Source organism: Pseudomonas sp. BF-R-01 (assembly GCF_019946615.1).
Lineage (GTDB): Bacteria > Pseudomonadota > Gammaproteobacteria > Pseudomonadales > Pseudomonadaceae > Aquipseudomonas > Aquipseudomonas migulae.
This window is the reverse complement of the sequence record NZ_JAGYFX010000029.1, coordinates 13536-29865: the sequence shown is the minus strand read 5'-3', so window position 1 is coordinate 29865 and position 16330 is coordinate 13536. Positions and strand designations below refer to the sequence as shown.

13 protein-coding genes are annotated in these 16330 nt (G+C 60.8%); 5 read left to right on the top strand and 8 right to left on the bottom strand.

Going from position 1 to position 16330, the window contains the following annotated elements:
* Positions 1 to 4 precede the first annotated feature (4 nt).
* The 5 genes from KGB27_RS13300 to KGB27_RS13280 all read right to left on the bottom strand — a co-directional run bounded on the left by KGB27_RS13300 (position 5) and on the right by KGB27_RS13280 (position 4422).
* Positions 5 to 1822 (bottom strand): ABC transporter ATP-binding protein, encoded by a 1818-nt coding sequence (locus KGB27_RS13300; protein WP_008040921.1) that lies wholly within the window; start codon positions 1820 to 1822, stop codon positions 5 to 7.
* Positions 1815 to 2453, bottom strand: a complete 639-nt coding sequence (locus KGB27_RS13295) for a DsbA family protein (protein WP_008035678.1) — start codon at positions 2451 to 2453, stop codon at positions 1815 to 1817. Before KGB27_RS13295 ends, KGB27_RS13300 begins: the two co-directional genes overlap by 8 nt.
* A gap of 3 nt (positions 2454 to 2456) precedes the next feature.
* On the bottom strand, positions 2457 to 3398 hold the full coding sequence (locus tag KGB27_RS13290; RefSeq protein ID WP_008035679.1) for a rhodanese-related sulfurtransferase: 942 nt from the start codon (positions 3396 to 3398) through the stop codon (positions 2457 to 2459).
* Between the two features lie 184 nt (positions 3399 to 3582).
* Positions 3583 to 3879 carry a BolA family protein gene (locus KGB27_RS13285; RefSeq protein WP_008035680.1) on the bottom strand — a complete coding sequence of 99 codons (297 nt, stop codon included), beginning with the start codon at positions 3877 to 3879 and terminating at the stop codon, positions 3583 to 3585.
* Between the two features lie 12 nt (positions 3880 to 3891).
* Positions 3892 to 4422, bottom strand: a complete 531-nt coding sequence (locus KGB27_RS13280; protein WP_008035681.1) for a DUF2059 domain-containing protein — start codon at positions 4420 to 4422, stop codon at positions 3892 to 3894.
* A 192-nt stretch (positions 4423 to 4614) separates the two neighbouring features.
* Here KGB27_RS13280 and KGB27_RS13275 point away from each other — a divergent pair, with 192 nt between their 5' ends.
* Entirely contained in the window at positions 4615 to 6009 is a 1395-nt protein-coding gene (locus tag KGB27_RS13275) for a class II fumarate hydratase (protein WP_223554807.1), read from the top strand.
* A 145-nt stretch (positions 6010 to 6154) separates the two neighbouring features.
* Here the strand turns inward: KGB27_RS13275 and KGB27_RS13270 are convergent, their stop codons facing one another.
* A complete protein-coding gene (locus tag KGB27_RS13270; RefSeq protein ID WP_008035685.1) occupies positions 6155 to 7114 on the bottom strand; it encodes a DMT family transporter in 960 nt (319 codons plus the stop codon).
* A 210-nt stretch (positions 7115 to 7324) separates the two neighbouring features.
* Between KGB27_RS13270 and KGB27_RS13265 the strand changes: the two genes are divergently transcribed.
* Positions 7325 to 7519 carry a DUF6316 family protein gene (locus tag KGB27_RS13265; protein ID WP_008040923.1) on the top strand — a complete coding sequence of 65 codons (195 nt, stop codon included), beginning with the start codon at positions 7325 to 7327 and terminating at the stop codon, positions 7517 to 7519.
* Positions 7520 to 7657: 138 nt separating this feature from the next.
* Here the strand turns inward: KGB27_RS13265 and KGB27_RS13260 are convergent, their stop codons facing one another.
* Together KGB27_RS13260 and pap are read right to left on the bottom strand one after the other, a co-directional pair.
* The gene (locus KGB27_RS13260) at positions 7658 to 8842 is read right to left on the bottom strand and encodes a thiolase family protein (RefSeq protein WP_192227884.1); all 1185 of its coding nucleotides are present in this window, start codon (positions 8840 to 8842) and stop codon (positions 7658 to 7660) included.
* Positions 8843 to 8943: 101 nt separating this feature from the next.
* The gene (gene pap, locus KGB27_RS13255; RefSeq protein WP_008035689.1) at positions 8944 to 10467 is read right to left on the bottom strand and encodes a polyphosphate:AMP phosphotransferase; all 1524 of its coding nucleotides are present in this window, start codon (positions 10465 to 10467) and stop codon (positions 8944 to 8946) included.
* A 160-nt stretch (positions 10468 to 10627) separates the two neighbouring features.
* Here pap and mnmC point away from each other — a divergent pair, with 160 nt between their 5' ends.
* The 3 genes from mnmC (at position 10628) to ngg (ending at position 16308) form a co-directional block, all read left to right on the top strand.
* Positions 10628 to 12607: a bifunctional tRNA (5-methylaminomethyl-2-thiouridine)(34)-methyltransferase MnmD/FAD-dependent 5-carboxymethylaminomethyl-2-thiouridine(34) oxidoreductase MnmC gene (gene mnmC, locus KGB27_RS13250; RefSeq protein WP_223554805.1), complete on the top strand. Its 1980-nt coding sequence runs from the start codon at positions 10628 to 10630 to the stop codon at positions 12605 to 12607.
* 176 nt (positions 12608 to 12783) lie between these two features.
* Positions 12784 to 14556 carry an N-acetylglutaminylglutamine amidotransferase gene (locus tag KGB27_RS13245; RefSeq protein WP_223554803.1) on the top strand — a complete coding sequence of 591 codons (1773 nt, stop codon included), beginning with the start codon at positions 12784 to 12786 and terminating at the stop codon, positions 14554 to 14556.
* 3 nt (positions 14557 to 14559) lie between these two features.
* Positions 14560 to 16308 (top strand): N-acetylglutaminylglutamine synthetase, encoded by a 1749-nt coding sequence (gene ngg, locus KGB27_RS13240; RefSeq protein WP_223434633.1) that lies wholly within the window; start codon positions 14560 to 14562, stop codon positions 16306 to 16308.
* Positions 16309 to 16330: the final 22 nt, after the last annotated feature.

Here is a 16330-nt window from a genome sequence, read left to right as displayed (position 1 = left end):
CTGATCAGTGCTGCTGCAAATGCCCGTACAGCTTGGCGTACAAACCACCCTCGGCAATCAATTGCTGATGGTCGCCATCCTCGGCAATTTGCCCGCCATCGAATACCAGCACCCGGTCGGCCTGCTTCACGGCGGACAATCGGTGCGCAATGATCAGCGTGGTGCGGTGGCTCAAGAACCGCGCCAACGCCTGGTGCAGGTTGTATTCGGTGGCGGCATCCAGCGCTGAAGTGGCCTCGTCGAGGATCACCACTTTCGGTTCGGCCAGCACCATCCGTGCAATCGCCAGGCGCTGGCGCTGACCACCTGACAAGCGCACGCCGGAACGCCCGACGATACTGTCCAGGCCATTGGGCAATTCCCGAACCGTGTTGTGCAGCTGCGCAATTTCCAGCGCCTGCCAGCAGGCTTCGTCACTGCGCTCACGGCCCATGGTCAGGTTGGCACGGATGGTGTCGTTGAACAGCGCCGGATGTTGCAGGACCACCGCTACGTTTTCACGCACCGTTTCCAGGCCGATGTCCTGCTGGGTCGAACCGCCGAAGCGAATGGTTCCGGCCAGAGGCGTGTAAAGGCCCAGCAGCAATTGCACCAACGTACTTTTGCCGCCGCCGCTGGCGCCGACAATCGCGACTTTTTCACCGGGAGCGATGGACAGGTTCATCTGGTTCAACACCAGTTCGTCACCGTAACCGAAACTCAATCCCTGGACTTCGATACCCACGGTTTCGCGACCGTTGAACGGGTCGACACCGCCTGGGTATTCAGGCTCATCGGCCCTTGCCAACAACTCATTGATTCGGGACAGCGCACCACCGGCGGCGTAATAGGCGTATTGCAGATTCAGCAGTTGTTCCACCGGACCGATCATGAACCACAAGTAACTGAACACCGCGAGCATCTGGCCGATGGACAGGTCGGAAAACAACACGGTGAGCATCGCCGCGGCGCGGAAAATATCGATACCGAACTGGAACAGCAAACCGCTGGCCCGGTTCGAGGCATCGGTTTTCCACTGGGAGTTCACCGCGTAATCGCGCACTTCCCGCGCACGTTGGCCGAGGCGCCCGAGGAAAAAACCCTGACGGTTGCCGGCGCGCACTTCCTGGATGGCATCGAGGGTTTCGGTCAACGCTTGAGTGAATCGCGAGGTGCTGTCGTTCTCGAGTTTCTTCAGGTGCTTGACCCGCTTGCCCAGCAGCACCGTGGCATAGATAACCAGCGGGTTGAACAGCATGATCAGCAGCGCCAGCTTCCAGTGCATCCAGATCAGGATGCTCGCGGTGCCGATCAGGGTCAGCATGGCCACGAGGAAACGGCTGAGGGTTTCGCCGACGAATTTGTCCACCGTGTCCAGGTCAGTAACCAGGTGCGTGGTCACCGTGCCGCTGCCCAGGCTTTCGTATTCACCCAGCGAGATGCGCTTGAGGCGCTCGATCAGCCGCAGGCGGATGCGGTACACGATGTCTTTGGCCAGTGCCGCGAACAACTTGGCCTGCACCACGTTGAACAACAAGGCACCGCAGCGCAGCAACAAGGTCACCAGCAGCATCAGGCCGATGTACCCCGCCGCTTTCTGCCAGCCTTCGGGCAGTGCGTGGTTCATGACTTTCAGCGCGGCGTCGCCATGGCCCAGCAGCACTTCGTCCACCAGCAAGGGCAAGAGCAAGGGAATCGGCACGCTGCACAACGTCGCCAGCACGGCCACGCCGTTGGCGATCCACAGGGATTTCTTGTGATGCAGGGCCAGGCGGCGGATTTCCGCCCAGCTCAGACGGTCGACACGTGCAGCGGTGGGGGCGTCGTCGGGCAGATCATGCACAGGCAGCGCGCTCCAGCCAGCGGCCGAGCAGCGGTGACAATACGCTGAGAGGCTGATAGCCATTGGTCAACAACGCCAATTGACCATCACGCTCTGCCAGCAAGGTGGGGAAACCGGCGATGCCGAGGTCCTGCACCCAAGTGAAATCGGCCGCAGTCGCGGCATGTTGATCGGCGCGATCGAACGCGGCTGCGAACTCGATGCGCGGCAAACCGGCTTGCTCCGCCAATTCCACCAGCACACTGGCGTGGGTGACATCGCGCCCTTCTGCGTAAAACGCATGCTGGATCAGACCAAGCAGTTTCCACGCGCAATCCGGCGCCAGGCTGCGCGCCGTCACCAACGCCCGACAGGCCGGCTCGGTGTCGTACACAAAGCCGTCGGGCAATGCGCCTTCGATTTTGAACGGTTGACCGGTGGCCTCGGTGACCGCCTGCCAATGTTCAAGAATGTAGCGCCGGGTGGTCGGCTCCAACGCTGAACCACTGCCGGTGCGCAAACCGCCCACAATCAAATGCACGTCCACACCCGCCGCCTGCGCCTGCTCGACCAACGCATTGGCCACCGGCGCAAAGCCCCAGCACCAGGAACACATCGGGTCCATCACATAGAGCAGGCGGCGTGCAGACATGGTTCAAGCCTCGGAAGGGGTTTGCTTGTAGTTGTAGCCGATCGGGTGCGGCATGTTGCGAGCCTTGGCCAGTTCGATCTGCTTCTGCCGATCGATGGCACTGCGCCGGGTCTTCTCGCTCAGCTTATCCCAGCAATGCGGGCAGCTGATGCCGGCCACATAGTGCTCGGACGCGCGGTCTTCAACACTAACCGGTGTACGACAGGCGTGACATTGATCGTAGTCACCTTCACTGAGGTCATGACGAACGGTCACGCGGTTATCGAACACGAAGCAGTCGCCCTGCCATTTGGTTTCTTCCTGCGGCACCTCTTCGAGGTACTTCAGAATGCCACCCTTGAGGTGGTAAACCTCATCGAAACCCTGGCTGAGCATGTAGCTCGAAGCCTTTTCACAACGAATGCCGCCGGTGCAGAACATCGCGACTTTCTTGTGCACGGCCGGGTCGAAGTTGGCTTTGATGTAGTCGGGGAATTCGCGAAAACTGGTGGTTTTCGGATCGATGGCGCCTTCGAAGGTGCCGATCGAGACTTCGTAATCGTTGCGGGTGTCGATCAACAGTACTTCCGGATCGCTGATCAGCGCGTTCCAGTTCTCTGGATCAACGTAGGTGCCGACCTTTTTGTTCGGGTCCACGCCTTCGACGCCGAGGGTGACGATTTCTTTCTTGAGTTTGACTTTGGTGCGATAGAACGGCTGATCATCGCAGTACGACTCTTTGTGGTCGATGTCGTCCATGCGCGGGTCGTTCTTGAGCCAGGCCATCAGCCCGTCGATGCCTTCACGGCTGCCGGACACGGTGCCGTTGATGCCTTCTTCGGCGATCAGCAGCGTGCCTTTGATGCCGTTGTCGACCATGGCCTGCAGCAGCGGCTCGCGCAGGTCGACGTAGTTTTCCAGGGTGACGAACTTATACAGTGCCGCCACGACAATCTGTTGTGTCATGGGTGATTCTCCAGGTGGCTACCCTCGTAAGGGGTGAACCGGATGCGAAAAAAAACGCGCCGGGTAAGCGGCGCGTTGCGGATTCTAGCAAAAATAAACGCTCCTCTGTAGGAGCCGGCTTGCCGGCGATGGCAATCTCGAGGACGCCATCGCCGGCGAGCCGGCTCCTACAAGGGGCGGGACATCAATGCGAGCCGCCAGCACAGGTCGGCGAGGCCGGAGCCGTGTCGATCTGTGCCCATTCCTCAGGCGTGTAGGTATGCAGCGCCAACGCATGGAACTCGCCCATCAGCTCGCCGAGCGTGCCGTAGACTTTCTGGTGACGCTTGACGCGGTTGAGCCCTTCGAACTGCTGGCTGACCACCACGGCCTTGTAATGGGTCTGCAACCCACGACTGTGCATATGGCTTTCATCCAGCACTTGCAGGTGCTCGGGCTGTAACAGGCCCAGCGTCGATTCGATGCGTTGTTGCATGGTCATACCGAACTCCGCTTAAGGCTTTTTCTTGGCAGCAGGTGCAGCGGCGTTAGCCTTAGGGTCCAGCTCGTTGGTCATGTCAGCCAACAGCTTGTTGACCACTGGCACGGCGCTTTCGAGCTTGGCCTGGGTCATCTGGGCCGATTGCTGGGTCAGCTGCGGCATTTTTTCCAGGACTTTCTTGCCCAGTGGCGACTGGTAGAACGCGACCAGGTCTTTCAGCTCGGATTCGCTGAAGTTGGAGGTGTACAGCTTGACCATGTCCGGCTTCAGCTTGTTCCAGCCAATGGCTTGGTCCAGAGCGGCGTTGGCTTTGGCCTGGTAGGTTTCCAGCAAGGCTTTTTTCGATTCAGGGGCTTTGGTCTGTTCAAAGCGCTGAGCGAACATTTGCTGCACTTGCATGTACACCGGAGTGCCCAATTTGTCAGCGTGCGCCAGGGTCAGGAAAGCTTCGGCACTGGCGTTGTGGCTGGCGGTATCGGCAAAAACAGGGCCGCTGGCGCAAACCAGTGCAACCGCGGTACAGATGGCACGAAGACGAGTCATCGAGTTTCCTTTTCTAGCAGGCGAGGTAAAACCCCAAGGGCGTCCATTCTGCGCCTAAAAAAGTGTGTCGCTCAACCCCAAGCCTTGTCGTGCCTGAATTAGAGGGGTTGAATGGTCAAAATACTGACCGATGGAACCACGGCCGGCGATCACGGCCTAAACTGCGCTATCAGACTGACAGGAGTGTGCATGATGAGCCGTATCGAAACCGACAGCCTTGGCCAGGTGGAAGTGCCGGATGAGGCCTACTGGGGCGCTCAGACGCAACGCTCGCTGATTAACTTCGCCATCGGCAACGAGCGCATGCCGCTGGCGGTGCTGCATGGGCTGGCGCTGATCAAGAAAGCCGCGGCGCGGGTCAATGACCGCAACGGCGACCTGCCCGCCGACATCGCCCGGCTGATCGAACAGGCCGCCGACGAAGTGCTCGACGGCAAACACGACGACCAGTTCCCGCTGGTGGTCTGGCAGACCGGCAGCGGCACCCAGAGCAACATGAATGTCAACGAAGTGATCGCCGGGCGTGCCAACGAACTGGCCGGCAACCCGCGCGGCGGCAAGGTGCCGGTGCACCCCAACGATCACGTCAACCGCTCGCAGAGCTCCAACGACTGCTTCCCCACCGCGATGCACATCGCCGCCGCGCAGGCAGTGCAGAACCATTTGCTGCCGGCGATCAGCGAACTGTCGGGCGGTCTGGCCGAGCTGTCCGCGCGGTACATGAAGCTGGTGAAGACCGGCCGCACCCACATGATGGATGCGACGCCGATCACCTTCGGCCAGGAACTCTCAGCGTTCATCGCGCAACTGGATTACGCCGAACGGGCGATCCGCAGCGCCCTGCCCGATGTGTGTGAACTGGCCCAAGGTGGCACCGCCGTCGGCACCGGGCTGAATTCGCCGCACGGTTTTGGCGAAGCGATTGCCTCCGAGCTGGCTGCGCTCTCGGGCCTGCCGTTTGTCACCGCACCGAACAAATTCGCCGCATTGGCAGGGCATGAACCGCTGACCACGCTGTCCGGCGCGCTGAAAACCCTCGCCGTGACCCTGATGAAAATCGCCAACGACCTGCGCTTGCTGGGTTCCGGGCCACGTGCCGGTTTCGCCGAAGTGAAATTGCCGGCCAACGAACCCGGCAGTTCGATCATGCCCGGCAAGGTCAACCCGACTCAGTGCGAAGCCCTGTCGATGCTCGCATGCCAGGTGTTGGGCAACGACGTGGCCATCGGCTTCGCCGCGAGTCAGGGGCATCTGCAACTGAACGTGTTCAAACCGGTGATCATCCACAACCTGCTGCAATCGATCCGTTTGCTGGGCGATGGCTGCAGCAACTTCCAGCAGCATTGCATCGCCGGCCTAGAACCGGATGCCGAGAAAATGGCCGAGCATCTGGAGCGTGGGTTGATGCTGGTGACGGCGCTGAACCCGCATATCGGTTACGACAAGTCGGCGGAAATTGCCAAGAAGGCCTATGCCGAAGGGCTGACGTTGCGGGAGGCGGCGTTGCAGTTGGGGTATCTGACCGATGAACAGTTTGATGCGTGGGTAAGGCCGGAGAATATGCTGGAGGCTGGGGCCAAGGGCTGAGTATTGCGGTGACTGTTAGTCAGTCTTCGCGGGCAAGTCGGATCGCCGCCCGCTCGCTCCTACAAGGTTTGTGTCGATCACTATATCTGTGAACGACACAAAACCTGTAGGAGCGAGGCTTGCCCGCGAAGAACGATAACGCGGTCTAACTGGCCGCCATCCGAACCTTCCGCGCCTTGAGCCCCGCAATCAACGAAGGCCCCAACGCCACCAGCGCCGACCCCAGCACCACCAGCACCGCCCCGCCATACCCCAGGCCATTGATCGTTTCGGCATGCACATACTCCGGCCACAACCAGGCCGCCATGGCCACCGCCGCGAACGTCACCAACGGCGTGATCGCCAGCGTCGCACTCACCCGCGAGGCTTCCCAGTGCGCCAGCGCTTCGGCAAATGCGCCATACGCAATCAGGGTGTTCATGCAGCAGGCCAGCAACAGCCAGCCTTGCAGCGGATTCAGTTGCAGCGCTTCCAGCGGGTGCACCCACGGTGTCAGCAACAACCCGCAGAACAGGTAAATCACCATCATCACCTGCAACGAATTCCACACCGTCAGCAACTGCTTCTGCCCCAGGGCATAGAACGTCCAGACCGTGGACGCCAACAACACCAGCAGCACACCCGCCGTGTAGTCGCTCAGCGAGGTGAACAACTCAACCAGACGCTGGTTGAAAAACAGTCCGAAACCAATCAGCAACACCAGCAGGCCAATCCCCTGCCCCACGCTGAAGCGTTCCTTGAACACAAACAGGCTGGCGATCAGCAACATGATCGGGCCCATCTGCACCACCAATTGCGCCGTGCCAGGGCTGAGCAGATTCAAGCCCATCAAGTACAGGATGTAGTTGCCCACCAGACCGAGCACCGCCATCACCACCAGCCAGCCACCGCGCGGGCCGAGCACTTTGCGGCTCGGCAGGCGTCGGGTCGCTGCCAGATAAATGAACAGGCAGCCGCCGGACACCATCAGGCGAAACCAGGTCACCGTGACCGGGTCCATCACCAGCAGCACTTGCTTGAGTTTGATCGGCAGGATTCCCCACAAAAATGCAGTCAACAAGGCCAGGAACAGACCATAAACCCAGCGCCCCGATGAAATGTGCATGCGTACCTCAAAGCCAGATGGCAAGAGCCGTCATTCTAGGCTCAGCGGTGCCTGGTACACAGGGACAGTTGTCTGCCGGACGCAAATGAAACTGTGCGGGTCGCAGCAATAAATTGGCGATGTGCCGCTGATCGGCTGGCCAGGCGTTGCAAGTGGTTCATGCATAAGCTCATTGGATCCGCCAACAGCAGCCCCCTTCAGGAGACCGCCATGTACGGCATGCGCGCCCAGGACAACGCCCCCGCCGTGCACTTTCGCAGTGACCGGATGTGTCGGGTGAATGGAGAGTTGTATTTCAGCACCCGGGAAAACACCCTGGAGGGGCCGTTTGAAAACCCGGAGGCGGCTGCGCGGGAGATTGCGGCTTACATCGCGCGGATGCAGCTTTTGAGCGCCTGTCGATAGACCGAGGCGCTGCCTTCGCGGGCAAGCCCGCTCCCACAAGGTTTTGTGGCGATCACATAATTTGTGAATACCCCAGAACATTGTGGGAGCGGGCTTGCTCGCGAAGGCGATGTAACATTCGCCACAAACGTTATGCGCTTAACGCACCGCTTCAAACAACCCGGTAGCGCCCATCCCGCCACCCACGCACATGGTGACGATGCCGTACCGCAGATTACGTCGCTGCAACTCCCGTACAAGATGCCCTACCTGACGCGACCCGGTCATGCCGAACGGGTGACCGATGGAAATCGAGCCGCCATTGACGTTGTACTTCTCGTTATCGATCCCCAGCCGGTTGCGGCTGTACAGGCATTGCGAGGCGAACGCTTCGTTGAGTTCCCACAGGTCAATGTCGGCCACCTGCAAACCCTTGGCCTTGAGCAGCTTCGGCACCGAAAATACCGGGCCGATGCCCATTTCATCCGGTTCGCAACCCGCCACGGTGAAACCACGGAAGAACGCCTTCGGCTTCAACCCCAGTTCCAGCGCTTTTTCCAGGCTCATCACCAGGGTCATGGACGCACCGTCGGACAGCTGCGACGAGTTGCCCGCCGTCACCGAACCGTCTTCGGCAAACACCGGCTTCAACCCTGCCAGACTTTCCAGGGTCGTGTCCGGACGGTTGCAGTCATCGCGATCAACGACGCCATCGAGGATCTGCACCTGCCCGGTGGCCTTGTCTTCAACCCGATACTTCACCGCCATTGGCACGATTTCGTCGTCGAACAACCCGGCGGCCTGCGCCTGAGCGGTGCGCTGCTGACTTTGCAGGGCGTACAGATCCTGTTCTTCGCGGCTGACGTTGTAACGACGCGCAACGATTTCGGCGGTCTGGCCCATGGGGAAGTAGATGCCCGGCACCTGTTCTTTCAGCAGCGGGTTGATCAGGTTGTCGGTGTTGACGCTTTTCATGGTCAGGCTGATGGATTCGACGCCACCGGCGACGATGATGTCGCTGCAGCCCGAAGCGATCTGGTTGGCAGCGATGGCAATCGCCTGCAAGCCCGAGGAGCAGAAACGGTTGAGGGTCATGCCGGCGGTGCCGGTGCCCAGGCGCGACAGCACCGCGACGTTGCGACCGATGTTGTAGCCTTGGGCGCCTTCGTTGGAGCCGGCGCCGACGATGCAATCCTCGACGCTGGCCGGGTCGATGCCCGAGCGCGCCAGCAGTGCATTGACGCAGTGGGCCGCCATGTCGTCCGGACGGGTCTGGTTGAACTTGCCGCGAAAGGACTTGGCCAGGCCGGTCCGCACGCTGTCGACGATCACCACTTCACGCATGGCATACCTCATTATTGTTGTCGGTTGAGAGTGGATCGAGCATAAGTCCAGCCGTGACCGGTCGCGACAATCATTCACCCCGCGTATGCGTCACCATCGGTTCAAGTCTTGGGCTTTTTCAGTTTCTTTTCATGCTTGTCGGACTTTTCGAATGCTGCTTCCAGCGCCTGGTTGAGCGTGCGCAAAACCTTGACCCGGGCCCAGCGCTTGTCGTTGGCTTCCACCAGCGTCCAGGGGGAAATTTCGGTGCTGGTACGGTCGACCATGTCGCCGACCGCGGCGCGATAGGCCTCCCACTTATCCCGGTTGCGCCAGTCATCTTCGGTAATTTTGAAGCGCTTGAAGGGGATCTGTTCGCGCTCTTCGAAGCGCTCCAGTTGTGTCTGTTTGTCGATGGCCAGCCAGAACTTGACCACGATCACTCCGGCATCGGCGATCTGCTCTTCGAAGTCGTTGATCTCACCGTAGGCGCGCAGCCAGTCGGCCGGGCTGCAAAAGCCTTCGATACGCTCCACCAGCACCCGGCCATACCAGGAACGGTCGAACACGGTGAATTTGGCCCGTGCCGGAATATGTCGCCAGAATCGCCACAGGTACGGATGCGCCCGCTCTTCTTCGGTGGGCGCAGCAATCGGCACGATGCTGTATTGCCGAGGATCGAGCGCGGCGGCCACCCGGCGGATCGCCCCGCCCTTGCCGGCCGCGTCGTTGCCTTCGAACACGGCGATCAAGGCGTGCCGGCGCATGCGTTTGTCACGCATCAAACCGGAAAAACGCGCCTGCTCGGTGATCAGTTGTTCTTCGTAGTCTTCCTTTTCCAGGTGCTGGTTCAGGTCGAGGCTGTCGAGCAGGTTCACCAGATCGACACTGCTGGCCAATGGCGCGGCGCTGACTTTATCCGGGTGAATCTTCGGCCTTTTCAACGCGCCTTGCAGGCCTTCAAGCAGAATCTTGCCGACCGCCAGGCTCCGATAGCGCGGGTCCATCCCGGCGATCACATGCCACGGCGCATAGTCGCGGCTGGTGCGGCGCAGAATGCGTTCGCCATACTTGACGAACTTGTCGTAAGTCTCCGATTGCTGCCAGTCCAGCGGGCTGATGCGCCAGCTGTGCAGCGGGTCGTCGGCCAGGGCCTTGAGGCGGTCCTTCATTTGCTTCTTGGAAAGGTGGAACCAGAACTTGAAGATCAACGCGCCTTCGTCACACAACATCTTTTCCAGGCGTTCGGCACCGTTGATGCTCTGATCGAACCGGGGTTCCTTGATCACGCCATGAACCCGGGCCTGCAACATCTGGCTGTACCAGTTACCAAAGAAGATGCCCATGCGGCCCTTGGCCGGAAGCATCCGCCAGTAGCGCCAGGCCGGTGGTCGCGCCAGTTCTTCGTCGGTCTGCTGATCGAACGTGCGGACCTCGATCAGGCGCGGGTCCATCCACTCGTTGAGCAGCTTCACGGTCTCGCCCTTGCCGGCACCTTCGATGCCGTTGATCAAAATGATCACCGGAAAGCGTTTTTGCTGCTGAAGTTCGAACTGCGCCTCGAGCAACGCTTCACGCAGCGCCGGCACTTCGGCTTCATAGGTTTCTTTGTCGATGACGTGACCGATTTCAGCAGATTCGAACATGGGGCGGCTCCTTCCAGGATTGAACAAGACTAGCGGATTGACCTCCCCTGCGTGGGAGAAATCCCATTTTCACTGCCTGGCCAGATCCGGACGTTGCCATGGATCAAGCAGCGACTCGGCGATCGGCTAGAATGGTCGCCTTGCCGTTGCCGAGCCTGCCATGAAACCTGTACTGCCCCACGCCCAGCTCGACTGGGACGACCAAGGTCTCCCGCGCTCGCGGGTGTTCGATGATGTGTATTTTTCCAACCTGTCCGGGCTGGACGAAACCCGTTACGTCTTCCTCGAACAGAACGCGTTGCGTGAGCGTTTCGCGGCATTGCCGGTGGACGGGAAACTGGTGATTGGCGAGACAGGTTTTGGTACCGGGTTGAATTTCCTGTGCGCCTGGCAGTTGTTCGAACAGCACGCGGTGGCCGGTGCGCGGTTGCATTTTGTCAGTGTCGAAAAGTACCCGCTGAGCCTGCCCGACCTGCAGCGGGCGCTCGCCTTGTGGCCGGAGCTCAAGCCGTTTGCCGATCAACTGTTGGCGCAATACGTGGCGATCCATCAAGGTTTCCAGCGCCTGATCCTGGACCACGGACGCATCACCCTGACGCTGCTGATCGGCGATGCGCTGGAACAGTTGCCACAGCTGGACGCGCAGATCGATGCCTGGTTTCTCGACGGTTTCGCCCCGGCGAAAAACCCCGACATGTGGACCGCCGAACTGTTTGTCGAGCTGGCCCGACTCGCGGCGCCCGGCTCGACGATCAGCACCTTCACCAGCACCGGTTGGGTACGTCGTCTGTTGAATGCCGCAGGCTTCAAGATGAAACGCACGCCCGGCATCGGCCACAAATGGGAAATCCTGCGCGGGGTGTTTCTCGGTTGGCCGGAGGAAGTCACGAAGCCCGTCATGGTAAAACCGTGGTTTGCGCGTCCGGCCCCCCTGACCGGCGAACGTCGTGCTCTGGTGATCGGCGCCGGCCTCGCCGGTTGCGCGACAGCCGCCAGCCTCGCTGCGCGGGGTTGGCAAGTCAGTCTGCTGGAGCGTCACGGCGCACTGGCGCAGGAAGCCTCGGGCAATCCTCAAGGGGTTTTGTACCTCAAGCTTTCCGCCCATGGCACCGCGTTGTCACAATTGATCGTCAGCGGGTTCGGCCACACCCGCCGCTTGCTTGAGCAGTTGCATCGAGGTCTCGACTGGGACGATTGCGGCGTACTGCAACTGGCCTTCAATGCCAAGGAAGCGGAGCGTCAGGCGCAATTGGCCGCAGCGTTTCCCGAGGACTTGCTGCACACGCTCGATCAAGCGCAGGCCGAAATCCGCGCCGGCATCGCGCTGCAATCGGGTGGCCTGTTCTACCCCGAAGGCGGCTGGGTGCACCCGCCCGCCCTGTGCCAATGGCAAGCGGCGCACCCGAACATACAGATCCTGACCCATCACGATGTGCTGGAGTTGCGCCGAGCACACGGACACTGGCAAGCCCTGGATGGCGAAACCGTGCTGGCCGATGCCCCGGTAGTGATACTGGCCGGCGCCGCCGAGATCAAGCGCTTCACTTACAGCAGCGAGCTGCCGCTCAAACGCATTCGTGGACAAATCACTCGCCTGCCACAGACCTCTGAAAGCGAGGTACTGGGCACCGTCGTCTGCGCCGAAGGTTATGTCGCGCCAGCTCGTTTGGGTGAACACACCCTGGGCGCCAGTTTCGATTTCAACTCCGATGACCTGACCCCAACCGCTGCCGAACATGCAGGCAATCTGCAAATGCTTGAGGAAATTTCGGTAGACCTGGTCGCTCGGCTCGGCGCAAATGCTTTGCAGCCTGAAGCACTTGAAGGCCGGGCGGCGTTTCGCTGCACCAGCCCGGATTACTTGCCGATTGTCGGCCCACTGGCCGACGGTCAGGCGTTCGCCGACGCCTACAGCGCCTTGAGCAAGGATGCCCGGCAAACCCCGGACATCCCTTGCCCATGGCTGGACGGTTTGTATGTCAACAGCGGCCACGGTTCCCGAGGGTTGATCACCGCGCCGTTGTCAGGCGAATTGCTCGCCGCGTGGCTGGATAACGAACCGCTGCCATTACCAAGAGCCGTGGCCGAGGCGTGTCATCCGAACCGCTTCGCCTTGCGCCGATTGATTCGAGGCAAATGAGGCACCTGGTTGCCGGGCATACGAGGTTTTGTACTTAAAGCCTTGGCACGCACCCAGCACCTTTATTACTTATCGATCTAAAACTCCCACGATCCCACCGGGTCAGTTTCTGAGTACCTGCCCTTTGGGCGCGGTATCGATTGACCCTCCCCAACGGAAAAACCGGTAAGGACTTTATGTGCGGATTAGCTGGCGAGTTACGCTTTGATCATCAACCTGCAGACCTTGCAGCCATTGAACGAATCACTCATCACCTGGCGCCTCGCGGCCCTGACGCGTGGGGCTTTCACAGCCAGGGGCCGATTGCCCTTGGCCATCGTCGCCTGAAAATCATGGACCTGTCGGACGGCTCGGCGCAGCCGATGATCGACCATCAACTGGGCCTGTCCCTGGCCTTCAACGGCGCGATCTACAACTTCCCCGAACTGCGTACCGAACTTGAATCCCTCGGTTACGCCTTCTATTCCGGCGGCGACACCGAAGTGCTGCTCAAGGGCTACCACGCCTGGGGCGAAGCGCTGTTGCCCAAGCTCAACGGCATGTTTGCCTTCGCCATCTGGGAGCGTGACGCCAAGCGCCTGTTCATCGCCCGTGACCGTCTCGGCGTGAAGCCGCTGTACCTGTCGCGCACCGGCCAGCGCCTGCGCTTTGCCTCGGCATTGCCCGCGTTGCTCAAGGGCGGCGATATCAACCCGATCCTCGATCCGGTGGCGCTCAATCATTATCTGAACTTCCACGCGGTGGTCCCGGCGCCGCGCACCTTGCTGGCCGGCATCGAAAAGCTGCCGCCCGCCACCTGGATGCGCATCGAAGCGGACGGCACCACCGAGCAGAAAACCTGGTGGACCCTGCCCTACGGCCCACACGAGGATGAGAAAAATCTGACCCTCGAAGACTGGCGCGACCGCGTACTCGACAGCACCCGCGATGCGGTGGCGATTCGTCAACGGGCAGCGGTGGACGTCGGCGTGTTGCTGTCGGGCGGTGTCGATTCGAGCATGCTCGTCGGTCTGTTGCGGGAGGTCGGCGTAGAAAACCTGTCGACCTTCTCCATCGGTTTCCAGGATGCCGGCGGCGAGCGCGGTGACGAGTTCCAGTATTCGGATCTGATCGCCAGGCATTACGGCACCCAACATCATCAACTGCGCATCGACGAAAAAGAGATCATCGAGCAACTGCCCGCCGCCTTCCGCGCGATGAGCGAGCCGATGGTCAGCCATGACTGCATCGCGTTCTATCTGTTGTCCCGCGAAGTGGCCAAGCATTGCAAAGTGGTGCAAAGCGGCCAGGGGGCGGACGAATTGTTCGCCGGTTATCACTGGTATCCGCAGGTCGATGGCGCAGCCGATCCCTACGCGGCGTATCGCGAAGCGTTTTTCGACCGCAGTTACGACGACTACGCTGCCACCGTTCAGCCGAAATGGCTGACCGCGAATGACGCCGCCGGCGACTTCGTGAAGGAACATTTCGCACAGCCCGGTGCCGATGCGGCGGTGGACAAAGCCTTGCGTCTGGACAGCACGGTGATGCTGGTGGATGACCCGGTCAAACGCGTCGACAACATGACCATGGCCTGGGGCCTGGAAGCGCGCACGCCGTTTCTCGACTATCGCCTGGTGGAATTGTCAGCCCGGGTGCCGGGCAAATTCAAACTGCCGGACGGCGGCAAACAAGTGCTGAAAGAAGCGGCGCGACTGGTGATTCCGAGCGAAGTCATCGACCGTAAAAAGGGTTACTTCCCGGTGCCGGGTCTCAAGCATTTGCAGGGCGACACGCTGAACTGGGTGCGCGAATTGCTGCTGGACCCGAGCCAGGATCGTGGCCTGTTCAACCCGGCGATGCTCGACCGTTTGCTGACCGATCCACAAGGCCAGTTGACCCCGTTGCGCGGCTCGAAGCTGTGGCAATTGGCGGCGCTGAACCTGTGGCTCAGTGAACAAGGAATCTGATCGATGAAACCTCACGCCACGGCGTACAGCCAACGCTTGTTGCGCGGTCAGGCGCCCTCCTACGAACGCTTGCAGGCGCGTCTGGCTGAAGACGGCAGTGAACTCGGTACCGCGCCGATTGCCGTGCATTGCGGCTGGGGCCGGTTGTTGATCGGCCATACGTTCCCCGACCCGGCGAGCCTCGCCCAAGAGTTGCTCAATGAGCAACCGGGCGAACGGGATATCGCCCTCTATGTCGCCGCGCCCCAGCAAGTGCTGGGGCTGGAGCCGGCCCAGTTGTTTCTCGATCCATCTGACACCTTGCGCTTGTGGTTCAGCGATTACCGGCAGGCGACCCGTGTGTTCCGCGGCTTTCGCATTCGTCGTGCGCAAGGCGATGCCGACTGGCAGGCGATCAATCAGTTGTATCAGGCGCGTGGCATGTTGCCGATCGACGCCCGTCTGCTGACCCCGCGTCATCTGGGCGGCCCGGTGTACTGGCTGGCCGAGGACGAGGACAGCGGCGCGGTCATCGGCAGTGTCATGGGCCTCAATCATCACAAGGCGTTCAACGATCCGGAAAACGGCAGCAGCCTCTGGTGCCTGGCAGTCGATCCGCACTGTTCGCGGCCCGGCGTCGGTGAAGTGCTGGTACGGCATTTGATCGAACACTTCATGAGCCGTGGCTTGAGTTACCTGGACCTGTCCGTACTGCACGACAATCGCCAGGCGAAAAGTCTTTATGCCAAGCTCGGTTTTCGCAACCTGTCGACCTTTGCGATCAAGCGCAAGAACGGCATTAACCAACCGTTGTTTCTCGGCCCCGGTCCTGAAGCCGAGTTCAACCCCTACGCGCGGATCATTGTCGAGGAAGCCCATCGTCGCGGCATCGATGTGCAGGTCGATGATGCCGAGGCCGGGATGTTTACCCTCAGCCACGGCGGACGGCGGGTACGTTGCCGCGAGTCGCTGAGTGACCTGACCAGCGCCATCAGCATGAGCCTGTGCCAGGACAAAAGCCTGACGCACAAAGTGTTGAAGGCGGCCGGTCTGAATCTGCCGAGCCAGCAACTGGCGGGCAACGCCGATGACAACCTGGCGTTTCTCGACGAACACGAGCGGGTGGTGGTCAAGCCGCTGGATGGCGAACAGGGTCAAGGGGTGGCGGTGGATCTGCGGACCATCGAAGACGTCCAGCAAGCCATCGAATCAGCCCGTCAGTTCGACAGCCGCGTGCTGCTGGAAAGCTTTCACGAAGGCCTCGACCTGCGGATTCTGGTGATCGGGTTTGAGGTGGTGGCGGCGGCGATTCGCCGGCCGGCCGAAGTGGTGGGCGACGGGCAGCATTCCATCGGTGCGCTGATTGACGCCCAGAGTCGGCGTCGGCAGGCGGCCACCAGCGGTGAAAGCAAAATCCCGCTGGACCACGAGACCGAACGCACGTTGCAGGCAGCGGGTTACGACTACAGCAGCATTCTGCCGGCGGGTGAACATTTGTTCGTACGGCGTACGGCGAATCTTCATACCGGCGGTGTGCTTGAAGATGTCACGGCGATCCTGCATCCCACGCTGGCGGAGGCCGCCGTCCGCGCGGCGCGGGCGCTGGATATTCCGATGGTCGGGCTCGACCTGATGGTGCCGGCGGCGGATCAGGCGCAATACGTGTTTATCGAGGCCAATGAACGCGCCGGCCTGGCCAACCATGAGCCGCAGCCGACGGCCGAGCGGTTTGTGGATCTGTTGTTTCCGCATAGTCAGCCGGCGGTCTCTTAGTGATGTGGTGCCTGGGTTGGCG

What these genes read in the sequence shown, in the direction of transcription:
- KGB27_RS13295 (WP_008035678.1), bottom strand. Translation starts at nt 2,453, where the DNA reads ATGTCTGCACGCCGCCTGCTCTATGTGATGGACCCGATGTGTTCCTGG.
- KGB27_RS13290 (WP_008035679.1), bottom strand. Translation starts at nt 3,398, where the DNA reads ATGACACAACAGATTGTCGTGGCGGCACTGTATAAGTTCGTCACCCTG.
- KGB27_RS13285 (WP_008035680.1), bottom strand. Translation starts at nt 3,879, where the DNA reads ATGACCATGCAACAACGCATCGAATCGACGCTGGGCCTGTTACAGCCC.
- KGB27_RS13280 (WP_008035681.1), bottom strand. Translation starts at nt 4,422, where the DNA reads ATGACTCGTCTTCGTGCCATCTGTACCGCGGTTGCACTGGTTTGCGCC.
- KGB27_RS13275 (WP_223554807.1), top strand. Translation starts at nt 4,615, where the DNA reads ATGAGCCGTATCGAAACCGACAGCCTTGGCCAGGTGGAAGTGCCGGAT.
- KGB27_RS13270 (WP_008035685.1), bottom strand. Translation starts at nt 7,114, where the DNA reads ATGCACATTTCATCGGGGCGCTGGGTTTATGGTCTGTTCCTGGCCTTG.
- KGB27_RS13265 (WP_008040923.1), top strand. Translation starts at nt 7,325, where the DNA reads ATGTACGGCATGCGCGCCCAGGACAACGCCCCCGCCGTGCACTTTCGC.
- KGB27_RS13260 (WP_192227884.1), bottom strand. Translation starts at nt 8,842, where the DNA reads ATGCGTGAAGTGGTGATCGTCGACAGCGTGCGGACCGGCCTGGCCAAG.
- pap (WP_008035689.1), bottom strand. Translation starts at nt 10,467, where the DNA reads ATGTTCGAATCTGCTGAAATCGGTCACGTCATCGACAAAGAAACCTAT.
- mnmC (WP_223554805.1), top strand. Translation starts at nt 10,628, where the DNA reads ATGAAACCTGTACTGCCCCACGCCCAGCTCGACTGGGACGACCAAGGT.
- KGB27_RS13245 (WP_223554803.1), top strand. Translation starts at nt 12,784, where the DNA reads ATGTGCGGATTAGCTGGCGAGTTACGCTTTGATCATCAACCTGCAGAC.
- ngg (WP_223434633.1), top strand. Translation starts at nt 14,560, where the DNA reads ATGAAACCTCACGCCACGGCGTACAGCCAACGCTTGTTGCGCGGTCAG.